The organism is Streptomyces sp. NPDC111606 (assembly GCF_055656945.1).
On the sequence record NZ_JBVKBY010000002.1, the window covers coordinates 583,109 to 604,604 of the forward strand.

The 21,496-nt window shown below is 65.1% G+C and carries 24 protein-coding genes and 1 riboswitch; of the genes, 15 read left to right on the top strand and 9 right to left on the bottom strand.

The window, feature by feature from the left end:
* Positions 1 to 23 precede the first annotated feature (23 nt).
* From ACZ7M7_RS10480 to ACZ7M7_RS10495, 4 genes are all read right to left on the bottom strand, one after another.
* Positions 24 to 1,172: an ABC transporter substrate-binding protein gene (locus ACZ7M7_RS10480; RefSeq protein ID WP_472114775.1), complete on the bottom strand. Its 1,149-nt coding sequence runs from the start codon at positions 1,170 to 1,172 to the stop codon at positions 24 to 26.
* Positions 1,169 to 2,032 carry an ABC transporter permease gene (locus ACZ7M7_RS10485; RefSeq protein ID WP_472114778.1) on the bottom strand — a complete coding sequence of 288 codons (864 nt, stop codon included), beginning with the start codon at positions 2,030 to 2,032 and terminating at the stop codon, positions 1,169 to 1,171. Before ACZ7M7_RS10485 ends, ACZ7M7_RS10480 begins: the two co-directional genes overlap by 4 nt.
* Positions 2,029 to 2,823, bottom strand: a complete 795-nt coding sequence (locus tag ACZ7M7_RS10490) for an ABC transporter ATP-binding protein (RefSeq protein WP_472114782.1) — start codon at positions 2,821 to 2,823, stop codon at positions 2,029 to 2,031. Before ACZ7M7_RS10490 ends, ACZ7M7_RS10485 begins: the two co-directional genes overlap by 4 nt.
* Before the next feature lie 187 nt (positions 2,824 to 3,010).
* Positions 3,011 to 3,427, bottom strand: a complete 417-nt coding sequence (locus ACZ7M7_RS10495; protein WP_383603004.1) for a Fur family transcriptional regulator — start codon at positions 3,425 to 3,427, stop codon at positions 3,011 to 3,013.
* A gap of 106 nt (positions 3,428 to 3,533) precedes the next feature.
* Here ACZ7M7_RS10495 and ACZ7M7_RS10500 point away from each other — a divergent pair, with 106 nt between their 5' ends.
* The gene (locus tag ACZ7M7_RS10500) at positions 3,534 to 5,036 is read left to right on the top strand and encodes a catalase (RefSeq protein ID WP_472114785.1); all 1,503 of its coding nucleotides are present in this window, start codon (positions 3,534 to 3,536) and stop codon (positions 5,034 to 5,036) included.
* A 75-nt stretch (positions 5,037 to 5,111) separates the two neighbouring features.
* Here ACZ7M7_RS10500 and ACZ7M7_RS10505 read toward each other — a convergent pair whose 3' ends face one another.
* The 3 genes from ACZ7M7_RS10505 to ACZ7M7_RS10515 form a co-directional block, all read right to left on the bottom strand.
* The gene (locus ACZ7M7_RS10505; RefSeq protein ID WP_383602999.1) at positions 5,112 to 5,504 is read right to left on the bottom strand and encodes a CBS domain-containing protein; all 393 of its coding nucleotides are present in this window, start codon (positions 5,502 to 5,504) and stop codon (positions 5,112 to 5,114) included.
* A gap of 459 nt (positions 5,505 to 5,963) precedes the next feature.
* A complete protein-coding gene (locus ACZ7M7_RS10510) occupies positions 5,964 to 6,233 on the bottom strand; it encodes a hypothetical protein (RefSeq protein WP_472114788.1) in 270 nt (89 codons plus the stop codon).
* Positions 6,234 to 6,240: 7 nt separating this feature from the next.
* A riboswitch (cyclic di-AMP (ydaO/yuaA leader) is annotated at positions 6,241 to 6,377 on the bottom strand.
* A 496-nt stretch (positions 6,378 to 6,873) separates the two neighbouring features.
* Complete coding sequence (locus tag ACZ7M7_RS10515; protein WP_472114791.1) at positions 6,874 to 7,881, bottom strand: DNA polymerase Y family protein; 1,008 nt, start codon at positions 7,879 to 7,881, stop codon at positions 6,874 to 6,876.
* An 88-nt stretch (positions 7,882 to 7,969) separates the two neighbouring features.
* Between ACZ7M7_RS10515 and ACZ7M7_RS10520 the strand changes: the two genes are divergently transcribed.
* The 8 genes from ACZ7M7_RS10520 (at position 7,970) to ACZ7M7_RS10555 (ending at position 17,255) form a co-directional block, all read left to right on the top strand.
* Positions 7,970 to 8,395, top strand: coding sequence for a DUF6233 domain-containing protein (locus tag ACZ7M7_RS10520; RefSeq protein ID WP_472114794.1), 426 nt, complete (start codon positions 7,970 to 7,972; stop codon positions 8,393 to 8,395).
* Between the two features lie 33 nt (positions 8,396 to 8,428).
* Positions 8,429 to 8,629 (top strand): hypothetical protein, encoded by a 201-nt coding sequence (locus ACZ7M7_RS10525; RefSeq protein ID WP_472114797.1) that lies wholly within the window; start codon positions 8,429 to 8,431, stop codon positions 8,627 to 8,629.
* An 86-nt stretch (positions 8,630 to 8,715) separates the two neighbouring features.
* Entirely contained in the window at positions 8,716 to 8,925 is a 210-nt protein-coding gene (locus ACZ7M7_RS10530; RefSeq protein WP_472114800.1) for a DUF6207 family protein, read from the top strand.
* Positions 8,926 to 8,994: 69 nt separating this feature from the next.
* Positions 8,995 to 9,924 (top strand): non-homologous end joining protein Ku, encoded by a 930-nt coding sequence (ku, locus tag ACZ7M7_RS10535; RefSeq protein ID WP_472114803.1) that lies wholly within the window; start codon positions 8,995 to 8,997, stop codon positions 9,922 to 9,924.
* A 475-nt stretch (positions 9,925 to 10,399) separates the two neighbouring features.
* Positions 10,400 to 10,612 carry a hypothetical protein gene (locus tag ACZ7M7_RS10540; RefSeq protein ID WP_472114806.1) on the top strand — a complete coding sequence of 71 codons (213 nt, stop codon included), beginning with the start codon at positions 10,400 to 10,402 and terminating at the stop codon, positions 10,610 to 10,612.
* Positions 10,613 to 12,413: 1,801 nt separating this feature from the next.
* Positions 12,414 to 14,969 carry an NB-ARC domain-containing protein gene (locus ACZ7M7_RS10545; RefSeq protein ID WP_472114809.1) on the top strand — a complete coding sequence of 852 codons (2,556 nt, stop codon included), beginning with the start codon at positions 12,414 to 12,416 and terminating at the stop codon, positions 14,967 to 14,969.
* Positions 14,970 to 16,225: 1,256 nt separating this feature from the next.
* Positions 16,226 to 16,687, top strand: coding sequence for a GntR family transcriptional regulator (locus ACZ7M7_RS10550; protein WP_472114812.1), 462 nt, complete (start codon positions 16,226 to 16,228; stop codon positions 16,685 to 16,687).
* A gap of 1 nt (position 16,688) precedes the next feature.
* Entirely contained in the window at positions 16,689 to 17,255 is a 567-nt protein-coding gene (locus ACZ7M7_RS10555; protein WP_472114815.1) for an HD domain-containing protein, read from the top strand.
* On the opposite strand, the gene ACZ7M7_RS10560 is transcribed toward ACZ7M7_RS10555, so the two are convergent.
* Complete coding sequence (locus ACZ7M7_RS10560) at positions 17,243 to 17,716, bottom strand: NUDIX domain-containing protein (protein WP_472114818.1); 474 nt, start codon at positions 17,714 to 17,716, stop codon at positions 17,243 to 17,245. The genes ACZ7M7_RS10555 and ACZ7M7_RS10560 overlap by 13 nt on opposite strands.
* 3 nt (positions 17,717 to 17,719) lie before the next feature.
* Positions 17,720 to 18,475, bottom strand: a complete 756-nt coding sequence (locus ACZ7M7_RS10565; protein WP_472114821.1) for a helix-turn-helix domain-containing protein — start codon at positions 18,473 to 18,475, stop codon at positions 17,720 to 17,722.
* Positions 18,476 to 18,978: 503 nt separating this feature from the next.
* On the opposite strand from ACZ7M7_RS10565, the gene ACZ7M7_RS10570 reads away from it, so the two are divergent.
* Genes ACZ7M7_RS10570 through ACZ7M7_RS10595 form a run of 6 tightly spaced genes read left to right on the top strand, consistent with a single transcriptional unit; the run spans position 18,979 to position 21,445 of the window.
* Positions 18,979 to 19,248 (top strand): DUF6284 family protein, encoded by a 270-nt coding sequence (locus tag ACZ7M7_RS10570; protein ID WP_472114824.1) that lies wholly within the window; start codon positions 18,979 to 18,981, stop codon positions 19,246 to 19,248.
* Complete coding sequence (locus ACZ7M7_RS10575) at positions 19,245 to 19,436, top strand: hypothetical protein (RefSeq protein ID WP_472114827.1); 192 nt, start codon at positions 19,245 to 19,247, stop codon at positions 19,434 to 19,436. The genes ACZ7M7_RS10570 and ACZ7M7_RS10575 overlap by 4 nt, the downstream gene beginning before the upstream one ends.
* Complete coding sequence (locus ACZ7M7_RS10580; RefSeq protein WP_472114830.1) at positions 19,433 to 19,855, top strand: hypothetical protein; 423 nt, start codon at positions 19,433 to 19,435, stop codon at positions 19,853 to 19,855. Before ACZ7M7_RS10575 ends, ACZ7M7_RS10580 begins: the two co-directional genes overlap by 4 nt.
* A complete protein-coding gene (locus tag ACZ7M7_RS10585) occupies positions 19,852 to 20,742 on the top strand; it encodes a DUF2637 domain-containing protein (protein WP_472114833.1) in 891 nt (296 codons plus the stop codon). Before ACZ7M7_RS10580 ends, ACZ7M7_RS10585 begins: the two co-directional genes overlap by 4 nt.
* Positions 20,742 to 21,128 carry an RRQRL motif-containing zinc-binding protein gene (locus ACZ7M7_RS10590; protein ID WP_472114836.1) on the top strand — a complete coding sequence of 129 codons (387 nt, stop codon included), beginning with the start codon at positions 20,742 to 20,744 and terminating at the stop codon, positions 21,126 to 21,128. The genes ACZ7M7_RS10585 and ACZ7M7_RS10590 overlap by 1 nt, the downstream gene beginning before the upstream one ends.
* Positions 21,128 to 21,445, top strand: coding sequence for a hypothetical protein (locus ACZ7M7_RS10595; protein ID WP_472114839.1), 318 nt, complete (start codon positions 21,128 to 21,130; stop codon positions 21,443 to 21,445). Before ACZ7M7_RS10590 ends, ACZ7M7_RS10595 begins: the two co-directional genes overlap by 1 nt.
* Positions 21,446 to 21,496: the final 51 nt, after the last annotated feature.

A 21,496-nucleotide genomic window follows, 5' to 3' on the forward strand; every position in this document is an offset into this window, starting at 1 on the left:
CCCTAGGTGTATTCCGGGGTGTGTCAGGGTGCGTGGCCCACCGCCTCCTCGTACAGGGCCCGGTTCACCGTCCGGGACTCAGGGAGGGCGTCTCCCTCCCCCACCCCCTGCGCCTTGTACGCCGACTGCAGGCGGGTCGTCGTATCGGCGCGGATTTCCCAGTCCATGCGGAGCGGTGGGGTGGATCGCAGGATGGACTCGTCCGACTTCAGGATGTTGGCGAGATATGTGACGAAGGTCGCATCCTGCTTGTAGTCCGACGCGAAGTAGGTGTTCACCGTGCGGATGTAGGCCCGGATCAGGGCGACTCCCGCGTCCAGGTCGTCCTGCAGCAGCGTGCGGCCGTACAGCATGCCGCCCAGTGGTTCGCCCGGTGGCTGACCGCCCAGGAAGGCGTAGCCCCGCTCGCCGTCCACCTTGCGCCAGACCGGGTCCAGGAGCCAGGCCGAGTCGACGCCGCCGTTCTGCAGGGCCGTGAGGACGTCGGCCGAGCCCAGTTGCTGGTACTGGATGTCGGCGAGGCCGCCACCGTGCTGCTCCAGGGCCTTCTCCATGGGGTACGCGATGACCGAACCCTTGCCGATCATCGTGCCCAGCTTGCGGCCGGCCATGGCGACGCGGCTCGCGCTCTCGCCCTCCTTCAGGCGCACCCACAGGCCGCTCTTCGACTTCGGGTCGGGCGAGAAGTTACCGGCGACCCACTTGATGTCGAAGCCGCCCTTGACGCCGTTCATGACTGCCGCCTCCGGGGCCGCCCACAGGGCGTCGATGTCCCCCTTGGCCAGCAGCGGGAGCGCGTCCGGGGTCGGCAGGACCTTCAGCGTGACGTCCAGGCCCTCCTTCTTGAACTCGCCCTTGTCGAGAGCGACTTGCAGAGGAGCGACGTACTCGGCGCTCAGCGTCCCGGTCGCGATCGTGAGTTTGCGGGGCTCGGGCACGGGCTGTGGGGGAGGGGCGCCCGGGAGGCAGCGGGCCGGGGTTCGGGTCGGGGAGAGGTCCTTCGGGTCCGTCCAGGATTTCTCGCCGCAGCCCTCCACCGGGCGGATGGTGCGCTGTCCGGCGCCCGCGTTCGAGGAGGAGTCCGACTCGTACGGGGACGAGCAGGCCGCCGACGCCAGCAGTGCCGCGGCGGCGATGACTGCGCCGTATGCGTGTGCAGTCCTCCGCTTCATGACTGGCCCCTTCCGCGGTCCCTCGGTGCCCAGGGGGTGAGCAGGCGGCCGGCGAAGCGGATCAGTTCGGAGAAGAGAACCCCGAGGATCGCGACGCAGACGATGCCGACGAACATCACGTCGTTCTGGAACAGGGCGCGTGAATCGAAGATCAGATGGCCCAGGCCGTTCGTCGCGGCGATCTGCTCCGACGCGACGATGACCAGGACCGCCACGCCGGCCGCGATACGCGCCCCCACCAGGACGGCGGGCAGGGAGGCGGGCAGCAGGACGTGGCGGAACATCTGCCACCGCGAGGCGCCGAAGACCTGGCCCGCGTCGCGGTGGCCGGTGGGGATGGACATGACGGCGGACATGGTGGAGATCCAGACGAAGAAGAACACCGTGGCCGCGACCAGGGCCACCTGCGGGCCCTCGCCCAGGCCGAACATGTTCAGGAAGATGGGGAGCAGGGCCAGCTTCGGTACGACATACAGGGCGTCCAGGAGTGGTTCCAGGGCCGCTCGTATCAGAGACAGGGAACCCATCAGCAGGCCCAGGGCGTAGCCCGCCGCCGTGCCCACCACGTATCCCGCCAGGACGCGTTTCAGCGTCGCCCACACGTCCGGCCACAGGTCGCCGGCCGCCGCCCGGTCCCAGCCGTCGGCGAGGATCGTGGAGGGGGCCGGGTAGACGCGGTCGTCGATCCAGGCCTGGGACGCGGCCAGTTGCCACAGCAGGAGGAGGAAGAGGGGGACGGCGAGCGCCAGCGACAGCTCCAGGGCGCGCCTGCGGCGGTGGGTGCGGGCCGGGTGCAGTTCCTGAGGGCCGGGGCGGCGGACCAGGACCGACTCGGCGGGCGGCTTCGCGAGTGTCGTCATGCCGGTACCGCCTCCTTGCGCAGCAGGTCCCACAACTCGCTCTTCAGCGCGGTGAACTCGGAGGTGGCGCGGATGTCGCCGGTGCGCGGGCGCGCGAACGGCGGGCGGTGCTCGGCGATGATCCGGCCCGGGCGGGCGGACATGACCAGTACCCGGTCGCCGAGGACGATCGCCTCCTCCAGGCTGTGGGTGATGAAGAGCGTGGTGGTCCGCAGCGACTGGGTGATGTCCAGGAGTTCGTCCTGGAGGATCGTGCGGAGCTGGGCGTCGAGCGCGGCGAATGGCTCGTCCATCAGCAGCAGTTCGGGCTCCACGGCCAGCGCCCGCGCGATCGCCACGCGCTGGCGCATGCCGCCGGAGAGGGCGGCCGGGTAGGCGGCCGCGAAGTCCGACAGGCCCATGCGGGCCAACCAATCGTCGGCACGGGCGTTCGCCTCGCGGCGCGGGACGCGTTGGACGTCCAGGCCGAAGCGGACGTTCGCGCGGACGGTCTTCCAGTCGTAGATGCCGTAGTCCTGGAAGATCATGGCGGCCGGGCGGCTGCTGGACGTACGGATCTCCAGGGTGCCCGTGCTCGGGCGGAGCAGGCCGGCGGCGATGCGCAGCAGGGTCGACTTGCCGCAGCCGGAGGGGCCCACGACACAGACGAACTCGCCGGGGGCGACGGTCAGATCGAGGGGGCCGAGAGCGTCGATCGTGTGGGGGGTTCGGCCGAAGGCGCGGGTGAGGTCACGTGCCTTGAGCGCGGTGCTCGGTGGATTCGACTGATTCTGCGGATACGGCTCTCCCACTTCGGTCTCCTCGCGGAGTGCGGAACGGACGTGTGGGTGATGCATGGGGGATGCCGTTGACCATATGACGACCCGTCAGATTCGGAAACCCGTCAGATTCAGAAACCCCGTCCGCTTCAAAAAGCGTGTGCGAGCGGGCAGCACAAAGCCCCGGCACTCACCGGTGCCGGGGCTCAGGGGGTGGCCGCTAGGCCTTGGTGCAGTTCGGGCAGAGGCCGCGGTACGTCACCTCGACGTCCGAGACCGTGAAGCCGAAGCGCTCGGAGTCGGGGAGGTCGGCCATCGGGTTGCCCGTCGGGTGGACGTCCCGGATGGAGCCGCACTGGGCGCAGACCAGGTGGTGGTGGGGCCGGTGGGCGTTCGGGTCGTACCGCTTCGCGCGCTTGTCGGTGGAGACCTCGAGCACCTCGCCGAGGGTGACCAGCTCGCCCAGCGTGTTGTAGACGGTCGCCCGGGAGATCTCGGGCAGCTTGGCGACGGCACGGGCGTGCACCTCGTCGGCCGTCAGGTGGACGTGATCGCCGGCGAGCACCTCGGCCACGACACGCCGCTGCGCGGTCATCCGCCATCCGCGTCCGCGCAGCCGTTCCAGAAGGTCACTCATGCAGAACACCTTAACAGCAGCAGGACCAGCTTCCGAATGGATGTGACTTTGGAGCATGGCTTGACTTAGATAAAGTCCAAGATAGGATCGAGATCGACTTTGGCTCATGGGGCAGGAGTGGCCGGAGTCGCTCGTACCAACGCAGGAGGCGCACGTGATCCAGGGACCGCTTACGACGGAGGCCGGTGCTCCGGTTGCCGACAACCAGAACAGCGAGACCGCGGGCGCCGGCGGCCCGGTCCTCGTCCAGGACCAGCTCCTGCTGGAGAAGCTCGCCCACTTCAACCGGGAGCGCATTCCGGAGCGGGTGGTGCACGCCCGCGGCGCCGGCGCCTACGGCACCTTCACGGTGACCGCCGATGTCACCCCGTACACGCGCGCCGCGTTCCTTTCCGAGGTCGGCAAGCGGACGGAGACGTTCCTGCGCTTCTCGACGGTGGCCGGCAGCCTGGGCGCGGCGGACGCCGTGCGCGACCCGCGCGGCTGGGCGCTGAAGTTCTACACCGAGGAGGGCAACTACGACCTCGTCGGCAACAACACCCCGGTGTTCTTCATCAAGGACGCCATCAAGTTCCCGGACTTCATCCACACCCAGAAGCGCGACCCGTACACGGGAAGCCAGGAGGCGGACAACGTCTGGGACTTCTGGAGTCTGTCGCCCGAGTCGACGCACCAGGTGACCTGGCTGTTCGGTGACCGCGGCATCCCGGCGTCGTACCGCCACATGAACGGCTACGGCTCGCACACCTATCAGTGGAGCAACGAGGCCGGCGAGGTCTTCTGGGTCAAGTACCACTTCAAGACCGACCAGGGGATCAGGAACCTCACCCAGGCCGAGGCGAACGGGCTCGCCGGTGAGGATCCCGACTCCCATCAGCGTGACCTGCGCCAGGCCATCGAGCGCGGTGAGTTCCCGAGCTGGACCGTGCAGGTGCAGATCATGCCGGCGGCGGACGCGGCGACGTACCGCTTCAACCCGTTCGACCTCACCAAGGTGTGGCCGCACGAGGACTACCCGCCGATCGAGATCGGCAGGCTGGAGCTCAACCGCAACCCGCAGAACGTCTTCGCCGAGGTCGAGCAGTCGATCTTCAGCCCCGCCCACTTTGTGCCGGGCATCGGCCCGTCCCCGGACAAGATGCTCCAGGGCCGCCTCTTCGCGTACGGCGACGCCCACCGCTACCGCGTCGGCATCAACGCCGACCACCTACCGGTGAACCGCCCGCACGCCACCGAGGCGCGCACCAACTCCCGCGACGGCTTCCTGTACGACGGTCGCCACGGCGGCGCGAAGAACTACGAGCCGAACAGCTTCGGCGGCCCGGCCCAGACCGGCCGTCCGCTGTGGCAGCCGTTCGCCGGCTTCACGGCCGGCACGGGTAACCACGAGGCGCCCGTGCACGCCGAGGACGACGACTTCGTGCAGGCGGGCAACCTCTACCGCCTGATGTCGGAGGACGAGAGGGAGCGCCTGATCGCCAACCTGGCAGGTGCCCTCGCGCAGGTCTCGCGCGAGGACATCACCGAGCGGGCGATCGGCAACTTCCGTCAGGCCGACGAGGACTTCGGCAAGCGGCTGGAGGCCGCGGTCCAGGCCCTGCGCGGCTGAAACGACAACCAGCACTGGACCGCTTGCCGTGGCCGGTGGGCCGGGCCCCTTCGGGGGTCCGGCCCATCCGGCGTCCTAGGCGGGCACGTGCTGCCGTGCGGGTGCCCAGCAGCGGATGATGTCGCGGACCGAGACGATGCCCACGGGTTCCTCGTGGTCCAGGACGATCAGATGCCGGAAGCCGCCGTGCGCCATGGCGCGGGCCGCCTCCTCCAGGGTCCATGACGGGGCCGCGAACACGACGTTGTTGGTGGTGTGGTCGTGGGCGCGCTCGGCGTCCGGGTTCTGTCCGAGGCCGACGGAGTTGAGGATGTCGCGTTCGGTGAGGATGCCGATACCGCCGGCATCGGGGTCGTGGACCACGGCCGCGCCGATCCGACGAGCGGACATCAGCGCGGCAGCCTGGCGAAGGGTGTGGGTGGGGCCGATGGTGAGGACCACGGTGCTCATGGCGTCACGTACGAGCATGGATGGAGCCACCTCCTGAAGTGCCCCCGCACCGTTTGTTCATTGTTTCACAAATTCACAAGTGGGGGGACTCTCAGAGTGACAGGTAAAGAGGGGGTCAACAAGGGGGCGCTCAGTAGCGCTCGTAGTGATCGACTGCCTTGGCATGGTGGGGAGTTGTACCTGCACTTGGCGGGGACCTGCGAGGTTGCAGTCGATGATGGTTGCCGTTTGTCGTCCTGGGCCGTTCTCGGACGGCCCACCGACGGCCCAGCTTCGTGGCGAGCGTGGTAGCGCCTTCCTTCGGAGTTCGCAAGGTCGGGTGGCTGTTACCGATCATGAAAAAGAGGTCTTGGTCTGGGGACCAAGACCTCTCACTACTACGAGCGCCCTTTCGCGGGGTTGCCGCCTAGGGGCCGCTCCGCTGTCGTCCCTGCTTGGTGGTGGGGACTAGTCAAAACTCTTGGCAGTAGGTACCGACTACGACTCCTTGCGGACGTACCTGATGACTCCGAAGATGAAGCCGGACAGCACGATCGTTGCCACTACGCCCGTGCTGATCGCCCCGTAGTACGAGGCGTGATCCATTGTCCTTCGGAGGACGCCAGCGGTGCCGCCACCGATGATCCCCACCAGGATGATGATCACAGCCTCGAACTTCCGGATCTTTTTTGATCCGTCGTCCCCGTTCCCGCCGCTGGAACCGGAACCAGCCCCCGAGGCCTGGGAGCCGTTCTGCGTTGCCGTCATGGCTTTCTCTGCCTTCGTCAGTCGCCTGTGAAGGATGACCTGTCGGATTCGGGCTGGCGAAGTTGCCCGGCCGTGGTGCCCACGGCTTCACCCCAAGGGCTGCTCGTCCCGACCGTGGCTTGGTCGTTCCAGCGACCCGTCATGCTGGGTCCCCCACTCCTGCCGTCTCCGTGTGATCGACTGAATCCGGGGCGACGGCAGGACTCGACGTCCGCCCCGGACCGCCCCGCCGTTCAGGTAGCGAGGCTGTCTCGTGGGATGGATAGTGACTCAGGTCTCAGCGAAACGCCCAACCGAAACAGGTGTTTGTGGCGATACTCACCAACGAAGTATTTGGTAGGACAATCTGACTAATCTGCCCTGGTCAAACGGATGTTGACACTCCGTCAGAGGTGCTGGTTGAGCTTGGCAGGTGGATGCGCGTAGATACTCCCGGAGGGTCTTCAGTGTGAGTCGTTGCCCGGGATATGGATGTACGCGACACTCATGGGCGGCTCCGGGCGCTCACCATGTCTTGGGGGCGATTGCGCCGGCGCAGCAGCAAGTCCTCTATGGAGGGCCAGTGCGGCAGCGCTGTGCCGAATCGAGCGCGAGCCCGGGCGGGTTGAGGACCACAACTGACCTCCAGGAGCGGCTCGGGTCACGAGGCGCGGCGGAAGACGGTGGCGGGGCCGATGATGCGGGGGCCGAACTTGTCGCGGACGCGGTCGATGGCCGCTTCGGCGATGAGTCGGCACTCGCGGGCTTCGTCGAAGGTGATCTGGGTTGCGACTTGGTCGGCGTCGATGAGGTCCTCGCCCTTGAGGGCCAGCGCAGTCAGGCGTCCGCGTTGCAGGCCGGCCGCGTCCATGAGCTGGTAGGCGATGAGGCGCAGGTCGTCGTCGTGTCCGGACGGTTCGGCGAGGCGACGGGTCTTCTCCCAGCGGCCGCCACCGGCGAACGTCAGTGTGAGGGTGAGCGCACGGGCCGCCTGGTCGCGGCCGCGCAGCAGTTGCCCGAGGCTCACAACGAGGTCGAGGAGGGCGGCGCGGGCGTCGGCGCCGTCCAGCGTGTGCTGGGCAAACCTCCACCGGACGGTCGCGGCCGCGGGCAGGGCGCGGGGGACGACGGGTCGGGGGTCGATGCCGCGGGCCCGGTCGGCGGCGGTGCGGCCGGCGCGGCCGCCCAGCAGTCGCTGCACCGTGGCCGGCGGCACGGCGGCGAGCAGGCCGACGCTGTGGATGCCGTAGTCGATCAGCGTTTCGGCCTGGCGGGGGCCGATGCCGTGCAGGGCGTCGACCGGCAGCGGGGCCAGCCACGCGCCGGCCTCGCCGGTTTCGACGGCCAGGACTCCGCCGGGCTGTGGGATCTGGGCGGAGGCGGTGGCCGCGACCGTGATCGAGGGGCCGATGCCGACCCTTACGTCGACACCCAGGCGCGAGAGGGAACGTACGCGCAGGACCTCGCCCAGTCGGTGCGTGTCCGTGCCGTAGTAGCGCAGCGCGCCCTTCAGTTCCACCAGGGCAGCCGTGGGCGGCAGCGCCTGCACGACCGGGGAGAACTCTGCGAGCAGCTCCAGGACCTGCCGGTAGGCCTCCTCCGGCAGCCGGTCCGGGCAGCGCACATGCATCACCGTCGACACCCGGGGAGCCGTTCCGTCTTTGGTCATCACCCTCACCTCCCACACCGCACGTTATCGAACGTAAAATCGAACACGCGAGGGTGACAGGCCGGATCGCGGGCATAGAATCAAAAATGTGTTCGACGATCTGCCGCCCGACCTGGAGCGGCTCCATACGCTGCGTGTCTGGCATGCCCTCTGGGTGGAGCGCATCGACCGCAAGATCGCAGCCGTTCAGCGGCGCCAGGCCGAAGAGGAGCACGGCCGGCGCAATCGGCCGGAGCGGCCGGACTGGATCGTCGAACTCGGCATCGGCGCCGACCGCACCCCCGTGCAGGTCCACGCCGGCGACTGCTACATCGCGGGCAAGCGGCGCCGCGCGGTCAGCCGCGACGAAGCCCGCCAGCTCCTCGTCGCAGGCCTCGAAGCGTGCACCCACTGCGACCCCGACACCCGGCTGCACATCCTCGACTTATCCCGGCTGCGCAGCGCAGGCCCTTCACGCCCGGCACGCAAGATCGAACAACCGCGGCATCCGGGGCGTATTCTTCGACCGCGGTGACGCATGACCGTCACCCGGAACAGGACCCACACGATGACCACACCCCCGCCCCGGATCACCGAGCCGGACCCGTCCGCGCTCGCCTGCTCCGGCGACCAGGTCGGCCCGTGCTGCGCGTGCCATCGCAAGACCCACCGCTACGGCCGCGGCGGCAGCCCGCTGTGCCAGTGGTGCATGGCAGCGGCGAAAGAGAAGTGGGGCCCCAACGTACGCATGGCCAGCAACCGCCCCTGACCCCCGCATCGCCGGTCGGGCACCCAGTTGGGTGAAGCACTCCCGATCGCAGAACCACCCAGGGCCGCCACCGCGTGGTGCCGTCCATGAGGCCGATCAACGAAACACATGTAGCAGAGCCGGGACTGGCCGTGGTCGAGGTCGCGGCCGCCGACGACGCGACCGCCTTCGCCGTCCAGCAACTGCTCGCCGGACGCTGCGCTCTCGCGCCAGCGGAACGAACGACACGAGTACCCGGAGAGCCGGGCGTGCGGCTGCGCTGCTTCCTGGACCTGCGCCAGGCCCCAGGCTTGTAGCGGCACGCCTGGCGGGATGGCTGTGGCGTCGTAGGCTGATGTTGCTCGGGGCAATCGCGGAGGTCAGTCATGCCCCGATCGATCTGGTCAGGTGCCATCAGCTTCGGCCTGGTCACGGTGCCGATCAACGTGGTCAGCGCCACCGAGGACCACAGCATCCGATTCCACCAGTACCACCTGGAAGACATGGGCCGGGTCCGCGTGCGCAAGTACTGCGACATCGAGGACCGCGAGATCGCGCAGGCCGAGATCGGCAAGGGCTACCAGCTGACCAAGGAACAGGTCATCCCGATCAGCGACGAGGAACTGCGCGAGATCCCCCTGCCGACCGCCAAGGCGATCGAGATCGAGGCCTTCGTACCGCTGGATTCCATCGACCCCATCCGGATCGGCGAGGGCTACTACCTCCAGCCCTCCGGCCAGGTAGCGGCCAAGCCCTACCGGCTTCTCGTTCAGGCTCTTGGCCGTTCATCGAAGGTCGCCATCGCCAAGTACGCCTGGTCCGGGCGGGAACGCCTGGGCGTACTGCGCGTGAAGGACGACGTGATCGTGCTGCACGCCATGCGCTGGCCCGACGAGATCCGCGACCCCGCCGTGCTGCTGCCCGAGCCGGTGGAACTGACTGAGGACGAGATCGACGGCGCACTGGCCCTCATGGACAGCATGACCCGCGACGACTTGGACGATCCCGAACTCTTCCGCGACACCTACACCGACGCCCTGGTCCAGGTGATCGAAGCCAAACGGGACGACAAACCCCTGCCCCAGGCGCCCGCGCCCGAAGAGACGGGCGGCAAGGTGCTTGACCTGATGACCGCCCTCAACGAATCCGTGGCCAAGGCACAAGCCGCCCGCGGCACGGGCCGGGCCGACGTACACGAGATGCCGAAGAAGAAGACCACGGCCAAGACAACAGCGAAGAAGCAGCCCGCCAAGAAGACGCCCACGAGGAAGACCACGGCGAAGAAGACAACGACGCGACGGCCACGCAGCGCGTAGGGAGTGGTCCCTAGCTCGTTCGGGGACACCTGGGGCAACCCTTCCCAAGCAGCAGGCACCCTTACTATCCGGCCTAGCCATCTTGCAGCCCGTCGTGAGCCATGATCGTAATCGAATCAAGAGTGGCTACGGAATAGATCACGGGAACGCGTCCGCGCCATGGGAATGCTGCGGAGTCCTCTAGGGCCGTATGCGCAACGGTGGTAAGTCGCGGCGGGACTTTGATAGGCAGAAAGCCGACCAGGCCGGAGCGTGTACGACTCCATGGTCTCCGTCTGCTCTCTCGTCCGCCCGACGGAGCCTACGTCCGCCAGTAGGCGCTGGCAGGCAGAAAGCGTAAATGGACCATGCGGCAGGGCCTCCCGGGTGCACCGCCCCTACACTGCTCTCCGAGCGTGTGGCCGGTTACGGGCCGTCGGGGGACGGGGTATTCAGTATGGTTGTCAAGTTGGTGGCCTCTGCGATCATGCTGCCCGTGGCGCTGATCGCCGTAGCCGCAGCCGAAGCTTTCGCTTTGTTTCTGATCGCCCTTCTGATCGTTTTCGGCTTCCCGGCTGTCATAATCGCAGCAATGTTCGGAAGCCAACTCTCCGACGGGTTATCTGAGCAGTTTCAATGGGTCATAGGAGAGATGCTTGATTGCCCTGTCCGGATCTTCTCGAAAATGTACGGGAGTATCTGGGGGTGATCCGGTGATCCGGTGATCCGGTGATCCAGCCAGAAGACCGCGGCCAAGAAGGCAACGGCGCAGAAACAGCCCACCTCGAAGACATCCGCGCGACGACCGCATAGCGCCTTGGAGGGCTGCGCTGGCCAACCTCAGTGCAGGGCATCTGAGAGAGGGTGGCCAGATCTTCTCAGCTCAGTGCCAGTAGGTGAGGACGTCGGCGCGGCGTACTTCGGAGGAGCCTTCCGGGATGTAGAGCACGGTCCACGGCTTCTCGTCGGAACGCATGGGTGAGCCCACGCCCCACCCGACTAGCTCGCCGGTCTTACCCTTGCACTCCCAATTGATTCGCTTGCCAACCACGGTGCGCTGTGCACCGGGCAGGCCTGCGCAACGCAGCGTCGCCCCGCTCGCCGGATCGCGGAGTGTAAGGGCCCACGGCACCGTTCGTAGCTCGCTGGTCGGCGGGGGACCGGCTGTCACTGTGACCTGCTCAATTTTGGTTGCGCCGGTGTCCCAAGGGGAGCTGATGCATGCAGCGGCAGGTACGTAGGCCCAACAGGGGTCAAGGATGGTGTTGCCTGCGAAACACCGAAGTGCCTCGGGATCGCTGGACAGTCGAGATCGGCCCGGGCATTGGGCTGCCGCGAAGGTCTTGTCCCGCTCGTAAGGGCTTTGAAGGTCGCCGCGACTAGAGAAGAGGCTGATGGACTTCTCGCTGGTGAGTTTGGGCGAGGGTGACGGGTCGGGTTCGAATAGCCCAGTAATCCACGCGACCACGACGCCACTGATGATTGCAGCGGTCAAACCCGCAAGCCACGGCCACAGATGCCGCCACCAGCGCTGACTGGCATCCGGCTCTTGGCCGCCTTCGCTCATGCATCGAGCATGCCTGCCCAACATGGATTCCTGTGGATTTCGCGTCTCGCCGGCTGGCTACGTCCCCTTTTGGGGGACTGAGACGCAGCAGCCGACTGGAATGAGAGTGATGCAGCCTCGACCAAGAGGCGTCTGCCCTGGCGCTTCACTCTCCGAGTAGGAGGCTACGACCTCTTCGTCCCGAACGCGATCAGGGCCTTCGTGACCGTGCTTCTGGGCTACTGACCTGCACGTGTTGGCGTCAGAGCTGTCCATCACCGTCCGGGACGATCCGGGTGGCGCTACCTAGTTTGGCCCCCCGTTTGGCCCCCCAACGTGAGGTGGCTGACTGCTGTATCCGCACTGGTCGGATGAGGGCGTGAAGCCTTTCAAGTCGACGACCGGCAGCAGAGAGGAGGGTGAGGCGTGCCGCGCTCGCATCGGCTAGCACTGAGGCCGGCTTCGGGATTCCAACCCGAGACCTACGCATTACGAGTTGTCCGATCTTGGTCCGGGGGCGTCCGCGGGCGTCCGCCACGGGTCTTGCGCGCCTGTTCAGCCGCCATGCCGGACGGGCGTGGATATCAGCGGACCGTCCCGGCGTGAAGGTCAACTGAGACCGGAACTGAGACCACGGGCAGATTCGTCAGGCCGGCGTCCGACCGTCCCGCATCGTTCGGTCCCCTCACCGTCGCCTCACAAGTTCCGTCTCGGCGCCTTTAATCTGCCTCGGGCACCAGGCTCTCTGGCTGCGATGGCCAGCGATCCTGCGACACCTGCCGCCGTCCGCTGACCCAGCCCCCTACGGCGCTCACACGTCAGCCCGCCTGGCGGCGAGTACTGCTTGGCGGGTGTGGGCATGGATGTATTCCAGGTCAGTTGTAAGACAGGTCACGCATTGGTCATCTAGAATGACCTCCTTGCCTCGCGAGAACGATCTACATGGGCTTTTTTTGGGGGAGACATGAGTTCGAGCGCCACTCGCCTTACCTGCTTCGCGCTTCTTTCCGCCATGGAAGAGGACTTGCGAAGCGCAATCCTGGAGGAAAATACCGAAGGCGAGGATCCTCGCGCCGTGCTCGGTGAGGCTCGTTATGAGCGATCGGTGAGTCGAATTACCCGCGAACTGGGCAGCCAGCAAAAGTTCACGATCGCCAGCTTGACCCCCTACTTGGATTTCGCCGAATCCTACGAAGTGCTGTCAAAATACAAGAAGGGTCTGCCTGAGCAGGTGCAGGAGTCCATGCGGATTTTTGCGCCACACCTGAATAAGTTGACACAGGTGCGCAATAGGGTCGCTCACACTCGACCGATGGAGATCGACGATCTCGCAGTTGTGCACGATGTAGCGAGGAACATCTATTCAGCAGCCCCATCTTTCTGGGAAAAGCTGAGCAACACTCTCGCAAAACTTCAGGAGGATCCAGCATACGTTCTGGGGTTGACCATTAATCTGGTGACAGACCCAGATACGGCTCCTCAACACAATCTCCCCGCTCCCGAATTCGACGAGACTGGCTTTTTCGGCCGCCGCGCAGAACTTGATCGGATCAAAAAGGCGATCAAGGGCGCGTACCCGGTTGTCTCGATTCTGGGTGACGGCGGAATCGGAAAGACATCCATTGCACTGAAGGCCGCATATGAACTGCTCGACGACCCACGGAACCCATTCGATGCGCTTGTATGGGTAACCGCAAAAGCGACCATCCTCACTGTTAACGAAATTCAGCGCATTAGCGGTGCCATCGAGAACTCCCTGGGCCTTTTCGCTTCAGCAGCCGAGCAGCTAGGCGGCAGTGAGGCCAAAGAGGCGGCCGACCCAGTGGCTGAAGTTCTTTCATACTTGGAGCACTTCAAAGTGCTGCTGATCTTGGACAACATGGAAACTGTTCTGGATCAGCGTCTACGCGACTTCCTTCTCGACCTCCCAATGGGGAGCAAAGTAATCATTACGAGTCGCATTGGGTTGGGGATCGAAAATCCTGTTTCCTTGGCCCCCCTGTCAAACGATGATTCAACGCGCCTACTTCTGAAACTTGCCAGAGTTCGTAACGTGGAGACTCTGCAGAACCTCCGTCCGCCAATCTTGAATAGTATGGTGCAGGCAATGAAGGGACACCCTGCATACATCCGTTGGTTCGTGGCTGGCGTGCAGTCCGGCAAGCGGCCTGAAGAGCTTCTCCACGAGAACGATCTTCTTCTTGAATTCTGCATGTCCAACGTGTACGGACACCTCAAAGAAAATGCCCGGTCAGTTCTGCGATCCATGCAGGTACTTCCGGGGCGGCGGAGTCAAGCCGAACTCGCCTTCCTCAACAACTATTCTGCGGGAGACATTCAATCGAGTTTGCTGGAATTGATTACCACAAACTTCATTCAGATGCAGGGAACATCAACGGGCCAAACCACTGAAACGACGTACCAACTCACAGATTTCGGCAAGCAGTACCTGGACAAGCGGCACTCGGTCGGATCGCTTGAACGGGCGACGTACGAAGGGCGTAGCCGAGATTTGTCCGATCTAGGCATGAGGCTACAGGCGGAAAGCACCGCATCCCCATACGATCCTCAGACACTTGATATTCAGGGACCAGGAGACTTCAGCACGGCCCGTCTTCTTCGTGATGCCTTGCGGAGCTACGATCGGGGTGACGCGGACGGCGCATTGTTGATCTGCCACGAAGCCCAGAAACTTTCGCCCGGGTATCACGAGTCCTGGCGCGTTGAGGCATATATCCAAACCGGCCTGCGTGACGTGACAGCGGCCCGCGCCGCATACGAACGGGCATATGAGCTTACACCCGAGTCAGCCACACTGAGCTATCTCTACGGGTCCTTCCTGGTTAACGAAGCAGTGGACCTAACTTTGGGTCTTAAACTTCTCCAAAAGGCGGCTACCCTCGCCCAAGTTCCACCTATTGTGGTGAATGAAATCGCTTGGGCCCACATTCAGCTTGGAGACTTTGAAGCTGCGATTACTAGCGCCTCCCACGCTATTACGCTCAAGCCGGATACACACGAGGGTTCTGCCGCAATGGCGATGGGAGCACGCGCCGGAGTTTATGAGGCTGAGAAGAGAATCAGAAGCGCACAGCTCGACGCCGCCGTAGAGATCATAGAGGTCGCGGTCAACCTCGTAGAATCGGGGCGGATGGAGATGCTAAGCGGGGAACCCGAAGATCGAATCGCACAGTTGGTCGACATTAGCGAAGGACTTCTTCGGCGAGTAGACGACGACTTCCTTATTGGAAGCCTTGAAAACTTTTCCGCTCGCCTCAAGGATCGATTGCGATCAATTGATCCGAATCTGCTGGAACGCAGAGTCGGACAAGTCACAAACATTCCGCCAGATAAATTGTTTGGCTTCACTCGCTCCTGGGGAAGGGACTATTTCTTCCATCTCAAAGATTTGCTGGACGAAGCAGAGTGGCCCTACCTCGCCCCGGGCGTCTCGGTGGCTTTCTATCCCGACGAAGGGCAGAAGGGGCCACGAGCCACTGCCCTGCGCTGGCTTGGATAAGCAGACTCTGTAGCTACCTGCGACTCCTCGCCCGGCTCGCTGAGCGTGGGAAGCTGAGAGGGACGGCGTGCACCCCTTCGAGGTAGCGACGTCTCAATTTGCGCCGAATGGAACGAATCTATTCCACAGAATTGAAGCGCCTCCAGTCCCGCACTTCAGGAGGCCACATGGTTACAAAACTTCCAAATTCAACCTCGTCAGCATAAGCGGAGAGTCGATAGGCCCGCTCGTCAACTATCTGCACACTAAGAGGAATTGCATAAGCGGTTAGTCGAACCCTGATCTCCGCTTGCTCTCCGGCGAAAGATGAGCCCTGGATCCACTCGATCGGAAAATTCCCCGTTGGCTCACCCACGGGAATGTAGAGGGTAAATGCGCTGCTAGCATCCGTCCGATGCCAGACTCGATCATCCCCTAGCTCACCGTCGCTTTGATATACCTTCAGGCCTTTGTTGATGCTCCTTGGAAAACCGCTACGCGGGTCCCTGTCTTTATAACTCAGCCAAACTTCAGCTCGCAAATTTGCGAGCCTTAGGTTACTAGCTCGACAGTAGAATCGAATTGCAATTACAGCATCGGTCGGGCGCGTCGCGCTCACGTCAGCGAGCGACGGGCTAATACTCGCACGCTTCCTCCAAACAAAGGCCGTCAACGTATATATCTTGATGAAGGCCACAGAGATGACGAGAGCGGGCACCAAAAGTCCTACGATCGAAGTGAAAGTGGATAGCAGCTCGTGAGCCTCGTTGCCCTTTTGGATATCAAGACTCCCCGAGCCCATGCAAGCCTGAAGGGATTGCTGAGTTAATCGAGAAATCTCCCTGCTGTCCTGAATCCTGTCGCCTAGGCTTCTGGATGATTTCATAGTGATCGTTTGCAGGAGCGTCACAATAAAAGCGACAAGAGTCAGCCCGACAACCAAGAGAGATACGAGTAAGAAGGCTGACCGGTCAGCGATCCACCAGCGAAGCGACTTGCGTGGCCCTTTCGGCTCCACCGGCCAAAGATTTAATCTAGCCATATAGATCCTCTACCGCGCCAGCCAGGCCGCTCAGCTTGGCCACACCCCGGTGTCGTCCTACTCGACCGTTAGTGTGGTGCCGCCACTCCCCCTGATACAGGGCCAACTGCGTTGCCCCACGTCGATTACGTTCAGTATCGACCCGATGACGCCCGATGTGAATACTCGATCCACAAGTAGGGGCCCGAGCGTGGGAAGCTTTAGCTAGTCAGCGAGAGACGGGGAGGGACAACACGTGTCGGAGCACGTCAGCCCACGGGGGACCTTCGTGAAGATCGCAGATGCGGTGAAGGCCCGGATCGAGGCAGACCCCGACATGTCGGAGCTTCCGTCTGCTGCTGATCTAATGCGTGACTACAAGATCTCGCGCGGGGTTGTGCTCCGGGCATTCGCCGTCCTGCAGAAGGGTGGCGTCGCCGAACCCGTTCCAGGTGGGCGGTGGCGCGTCGTACGAGATGGCGGGCGGGCAGACCGTCGCCCACTGGAAGAGCGCATCGCCGACATCGTTGCGGCTGAGGGCCTTGAATCCGGGGCAGCCTTCCCAAGCGCGTCTGTACTGGCTCAGCGGTTCGGAGTCTCACGCCCCACTGTGACGAAGGCGCTCGACAAGCTGGAAGCCGCCGGCGTGCTGGCGAGTGGAGGACAGGGCAAGGTGCGGACCGTCCGCGCCGTGCCGATTCGAGAGGAGCGTTCGTAGCTTGTCGGACCTGACGGAGTGGGCCTATCCCCTCGCTGAGTCATTGCTCGCCGAGCCGCTACCGCGACGGTGGCAACACTCGCTGGGGGTGGCCGAGCGAGCACGCACCATCGCTCTCATCCTGGGGCAGGATGCCGAACTGCTAGAAGCCTCAGCGGTCCTTCATGACATCGGCTATTCGCCGGAACTGGCCAAGACGGGTTTCCACCCGCTTGACGGCGCCCGCTACCTCCGTGACGTGGCGAATGCCGACGAACGGGTCGTGAAGCTGGTGGCTCATCACTCGTGCGCCTGGATGGAGGCTGAGGCTCGCGGTCTGCGTGAAGAGCTAGAGGGCGAGTTCCCCCGCGAGCCAGCGCACCTCAATGACGCTCTCTGCTTCTGCGACATGAACACCACACCGGACGGCACGCCCACGAATCCAGTCGACCGCGTTAACGAGATCGCCGGTCGATACGGGCCCGACAGCCTGATCGGCACGTTCATTCGCCGTGCCGAGCCGGAGATCCTCGCGAGCACGTCGCGTGTCCTCGAACGCGTCGCCGCCGCGAAGCGTCAGCCGATGTAAGGAGCGGTCCGCGTCCGGTCCATCGCGTGCTCAATCCGGAGCCGCATCGTGGGGTGGATGTCCAGCTTCGACAGATCCGCTGGGTCGACCCAGCGGACCTGTGTCGTCTCGTTGCTCGTCCGCACCTCACCACCAACCGGGCGCGCCCGGAAGCAGATGCTGAACTGCTGGCGGATCTCGCCGTCGTCGTACTGCATCCGGTGACCAGGGTCGGTGTAGATCCCGGACATGTCGACGACTTCCGCCTTGATCCCGGTCTCTTCCCAGACCTCACGCACGACGGTGTCGCTGATGGACTCGCCCACGTCGTGCCCACCGCCGGGGAGCGCCCAACGGCCGTTGTCGGACCGCTGGATCATCAGCACCTGTCCCGAGTCGTTCTGCACGAATGCCACGACAGACGGCACCACAGAGTTGGCCGGCGGGGCGTCGGGGTCGTGAAGGTAGTCGATGCGGCCCATGGCTCATGCTCCCGTGATGTCGTGTTCAGTTACTGGCCTGGCGCCCTCCCAGGTCTGCTGAACGCTATTGGCGAATGTGTCGAAGAGCCCGCCCCCGGGGAGTCGCCGCACGTGCAGAACCGGAGCCAGGTAGGCGCCGATGCCGTACACATGCGTGTTGACGAGCATCTCGTCATCCGCACGGTAGATCGAGTTGTAGAGCACCGTGTCATGCAGGCGGAACGTGATCTCAGGATGGCTGGTGAACAGGGGGCGGTAGTTGACTAGTGCGTTGCGGATCTTGCCGTCCATGATGCGGTGCCCCTCGTCGATCCCGCGCCGGATGACGGCCTCGCATGCAGGGTCGCCCATGAGGACGCGTATGGCGACGCTCTGCGATTTCGCTTTGAGGACTGACAAGAAGCGTGGGTCTTCCGCCAGGCCGATGCCTGCGTAGACAAGGATGTCGATGCGTTCCTTCGCGCGCTCGCACATCTCCCGCCATAGGTCGGCCGGTACGACGTGGCGATGCGGGTACGCCGTGAGAATCTCCGCCTTGCACAGGTCAGTTGCGCTGTCGAGCGAGCGTGAGTCATCCCACAGCGTCGTCACGTCGACGTTCAGCGCGGACGCAGTGGCGTACTGGTGGCGCCGATAAGGCACCTTGCCCTGCGTGATCCAGCGCTCGACTGTCTTGGGGTTGACCTCGATTGCTTCCGCGAGCTGTTGCACGGTCATGTTCTGGGCCAAGAGAGCCGACCGCAGACGCTCGTTGGACATCTCCACCCCCGATGGGACGTCTAGGGACCTCTTGAAGGTAGCCACATCAACCTGAGCTGTCCACGCAGGGGGTAACCAACTCCCCTGACCTGGACCGATTCTGATGGTGCACCAAGAAGTCCCGGTGTGAAGCCAAGAAGTTCGGCCGCCGTACTTGACGGCCCCATGTGCAGTACCTGTAAAACAGGTACTGCAAACACAACGCCCGGAGGGCTCCGTGAAACGGGCTCGAAGGAAGCGATTGATCTTTGACAACTTCACACAGGGAACTGCCGGTAACCCGTGGTCCGCCTGCCCGAAGGGGTCGGAAACAAGGTGGAGAAGACCGGCGTGCTCCGTACGGCATCCGACCGGTTCGACTCCGGTCCGGGGCGCCGGTCGCTTCAGCGGCCCGCCGCACCGCCTATGTGCGGCATTCACCTTCAGCGGCGCGCACCCCCGGAGCGTAGGACCTCCGGGGGTGCTGTTCGGGCCGTTGCTACCTGGTAGGGAGAACACGACCCATGGATCACATCGTGACTATTCAGGACGCTGTTACCGCGTTCGCCGACTTCATGGAGCCGACGGACGCGGAGCTGGCACTCACGTCGATCGAAATGCCGCTGATCCTGGCGGAGGTCGACCTGTTGGACGCGCAGATCGTCACCATCGACCGCACGCCGACCGAGCTGGACGCGCGGCGTGTCCGCCGCGCCCGGCGTCGGGTGCTGGCCGCCCGACGGGACCTGGCCAACAGCCCGGCCGCCGCGATGCTGCAAGGGGGTGCGGCATGAGGGCGAACACCTCCCCGACCGGCCTGGCCCTGCTGCTGATCGTGCTGGGCCTGCTGCTCTCCTTCACCAGCGTCACGGCCGCGTTCGTCACCGACGAGCGCGTCTGGCGCTACCTGATCGCGGGCGGCTGCTTCGTGCAGTTCCTCGGCTGGTTCGTCCACGGCGGCCGGAACGGGAGCAGGCGATGAGCCGCGTTGAATTGAGCCTGCATGAGCGGGCGCAGGTCGAGGCGGCGCGGGAGACGCTCGCCGCGATCGTCGGGGCGAGGCTGACCGACGCGTCCGCTGCCGCCTACATGGTGGGCCGTCTGGAGGTGTCGCTTCGGTCTCTGCTGGAGATCCTCGACGCCAACCAGGAGCCGGCCCGCCGTTGCCCGGCCGCGCACCCGCAGGACCCGGCGCCGTGCGGTGGCCCGGTCGTCGTGACCGTCCTGGACTCACAGAACGCAGGTGCCGACGGTTGCGAGCTGCACGCCACCAGCATGCTGGCCTCGATCACCGGCGCTCGCCCGGTCGCCAAGCCGGACGCCCCCGCCGGGGTGGCCTTGCGTATCTTCCGGGCCGCGAAGCACACCCGCCCCTTCCCGTGGCGGGAGGGCCGGTCATGAACCTTCACCGCAAGGGACGCGCCGCCCTGGTCCTCGCGCTGGTCGTCGTGGTCGGTATGGCGTTTCGGGTGTCGTGGAACGCGCTGCGGGACATCGCCGGCGCGGTCGGCGCGGACGAGACGGCCGCGATGCTGTACCCGTTCGTGGTCGACGGCCTGATGGCCCTGGCCCTGATCGCGACGCTCGTGCTCACCGCCGATGCGCGGAAGTTCGCGCTGCGGGTGCTGGGCACCTACACGCTCGCCTCCCTGGTCCTCAACTACGTGCACGGTCTCGTACCCGAACTCCACAGCGACGGGGGCGCCCGGGTCGACTGGACGCGGCTGGCCGACTGGGACCCGGCGAACTGGGCCCTGGTCCTGCTGGCTACGTCGCTGCCGGTCGGGTCGATCTACTTCGGTTCCGATCTGGTCGCCAAGGTTCTGCATCACCGCCCCACCTCGATCCCACCCCCGATCGAGAATGCGGAGGAATCTACCGATACCGCAATGAAACGGTCTACGGCTGACCTGCCCGAATCGACTCCCGCGCCGATCACCGCGACGGTCGTGCGGGTGCCCGATCAGGGTCCGGTCGACCATCTGAAGTCGGCTCCGGTGTTCAAGCCGATCCCGCAGGGCGCCACTGTCCCGCTCGCCTCGATCGAGCGGCGTACGGTGCCTGCCGAGTCGAGCCGATCCCGTCGGGCGACCGGTCGACTCCCCGACGCTGCGAAGTCGCCCCGACTCAAGCGCACTCCCGATCAGTTGCTCACCGAGGCGCGCAAGGCGACGGCCGATTGGCCGGACGCGAAGGTGACCGCAGAGGGCATCCGCCGGGCCATCCACACCTCGCCCGCCAACGCGCGGATGCTGCGGGACACCCTGCTTGCCGAGCGGGCCGGCTGATGTCGGCCGCGTGGGGCAAGTGTTTCGACCCGTCCGGCGCCCGCTACGGCATCCCCACCTACCCGTGGCGCCTGGCGCCGGACGGCCTGGCCACCCGCCGGCAGTTACGGGCTGAGGGTCTGCGTCCGGGTGGTCAGCCGATAGCGGCGCAGGCCATGCGGATGAACCGCCGCACCGGCACCCCGAGGGTCGCTTACCTCTACCGCGTCGACCGCGCCAAGCCCGTGCGGCCGATGACGTCGCGGAAGTGGGGCGCGCTGGCGCTGGCGATGCTCGCCCGCCGCACCTGCCCGACCTGCGGGATCACCTTCGACTACTGCATGCCGCGCTCGCTGGGCTGCTGCGTGCTGTGCGCCTACCCCGACGACGCTCCGAGGAGTACGTGATGAGCAAGGCCGACATCCGCCGCCTGGACAAGGAAATCCAGCGGACCCAGAAGAAGTTGGAAGCCGTGCAGAACGGCGAGTGGTGGCCGCTGACCAGCCGCGAACGGCTCTCGATGAGCCGCGCGATGGCTGGCGGCGCCCGCAGCGTCTACCGCGACCGCAGCACGACCGGCGCGGAGAACCGGATGGACTCCATCGGTTCTTCCGTGGAGCGGCGGCTGAACGCGGAGTTGACCGCCCTGCACGGTGAGCGTCAGCGACTCATCACCGAGCAGGCCCGCGCCAAGGCGCAGAAGAAGTCTTCCGGCTGGTTCTGACCAGCCGAAACCGCCGGGGTGGCCGCCACCTGCCAGGGACACGGCCACCCC

Bases quoted from the DNA above. Each gene is read 5' to 3' on its own strand.
- ACZ7M7_RS10530 (WP_472114800.1), top strand. From the start codon at position 8,716: ATGAGGCCGATCAACGAAACACATGTAGCAGAGCCGGGACTGGCCGTG.
- ACZ7M7_RS10500 (WP_472114785.1), top strand. From the start codon at position 3,534: ATGGGGCAGGAGTGGCCGGAGTCGCTCGTACCAACGCAGGAGGCGCAC.
- ACZ7M7_RS10525 (WP_472114797.1), top strand. From the start codon at position 8,429: ATGACCACACCCCCGCCCCGGATCACCGAGCCGGACCCGTCCGCGCTC.
- ACZ7M7_RS10505 (WP_383602999.1), bottom strand. From the start codon at position 5,504: ATGCTCGTACGTGACGCCATGAGCACCGTGGTCCTCACCATCGGCCCC.
- ku (WP_472114803.1), top strand. From the start codon at position 8,995: ATGCCCCGATCGATCTGGTCAGGTGCCATCAGCTTCGGCCTGGTCACG.
- ACZ7M7_RS10515 (WP_472114791.1), bottom strand. From the start codon at position 7,881: ATGACCAAAGACGGAACGGCTCCCCGGGTGTCGACGGTGATGCATGTG.
- ACZ7M7_RS10585 (WP_472114833.1), top strand. From the start codon at position 19,852: ATGAACCTTCACCGCAAGGGACGCGCCGCCCTGGTCCTCGCGCTGGTC.
- ACZ7M7_RS10495 (WP_383603004.1), bottom strand. From the start codon at position 3,427: ATGAGTGACCTTCTGGAACGGCTGCGCGGACGCGGATGGCGGATGACC.
- ACZ7M7_RS10575 (WP_472114827.1), top strand. From the start codon at position 19,245: ATGAGGGCGAACACCTCCCCGACCGGCCTGGCCCTGCTGCTGATCGTG.
- ACZ7M7_RS10560 (WP_472114818.1), bottom strand. From the start codon at position 17,716: ATGGGCCGCATCGACTACCTTCACGACCCCGACGCCCCGCCGGCCAAC.
- ACZ7M7_RS10510 (WP_472114788.1), bottom strand. From the start codon at position 6,233: ATGACGGCAACGCAGAACGGCTCCCAGGCCTCGGGGGCTGGTTCCGGT.
- ACZ7M7_RS10590 (WP_472114836.1), top strand. From the start codon at position 20,742: ATGTCGGCCGCGTGGGGCAAGTGTTTCGACCCGTCCGGCGCCCGCTAC.
- ACZ7M7_RS10480 (WP_472114775.1), bottom strand. From the start codon at position 1,172: ATGAAGCGGAGGACTGCACACGCATACGGCGCAGTCATCGCCGCCGCG.
- ACZ7M7_RS10545 (WP_472114809.1), top strand. From the start codon at position 12,414: ATGAGTTCGAGCGCCACTCGCCTTACCTGCTTCGCGCTTCTTTCCGCC.
- ACZ7M7_RS10595 (WP_472114839.1), top strand. From the start codon at position 21,128: ATGAGCAAGGCCGACATCCGCCGCCTGGACAAGGAAATCCAGCGGACC.
- ACZ7M7_RS10565 (WP_472114821.1), bottom strand. From the start codon at position 18,475: ATGTCCAACGAGCGTCTGCGGTCGGCTCTCTTGGCCCAGAACATGACC.
- ACZ7M7_RS10580 (WP_472114830.1), top strand. From the start codon at position 19,433: ATGAGCCGCGTTGAATTGAGCCTGCATGAGCGGGCGCAGGTCGAGGCG.
- ACZ7M7_RS10485 (WP_472114778.1), bottom strand. From the start codon at position 2,032: ATGACGACACTCGCGAAGCCGCCCGCCGAGTCGGTCCTGGTCCGCCGC.
- ACZ7M7_RS10570 (WP_472114824.1), top strand. From the start codon at position 18,979: ATGGATCACATCGTGACTATTCAGGACGCTGTTACCGCGTTCGCCGAC.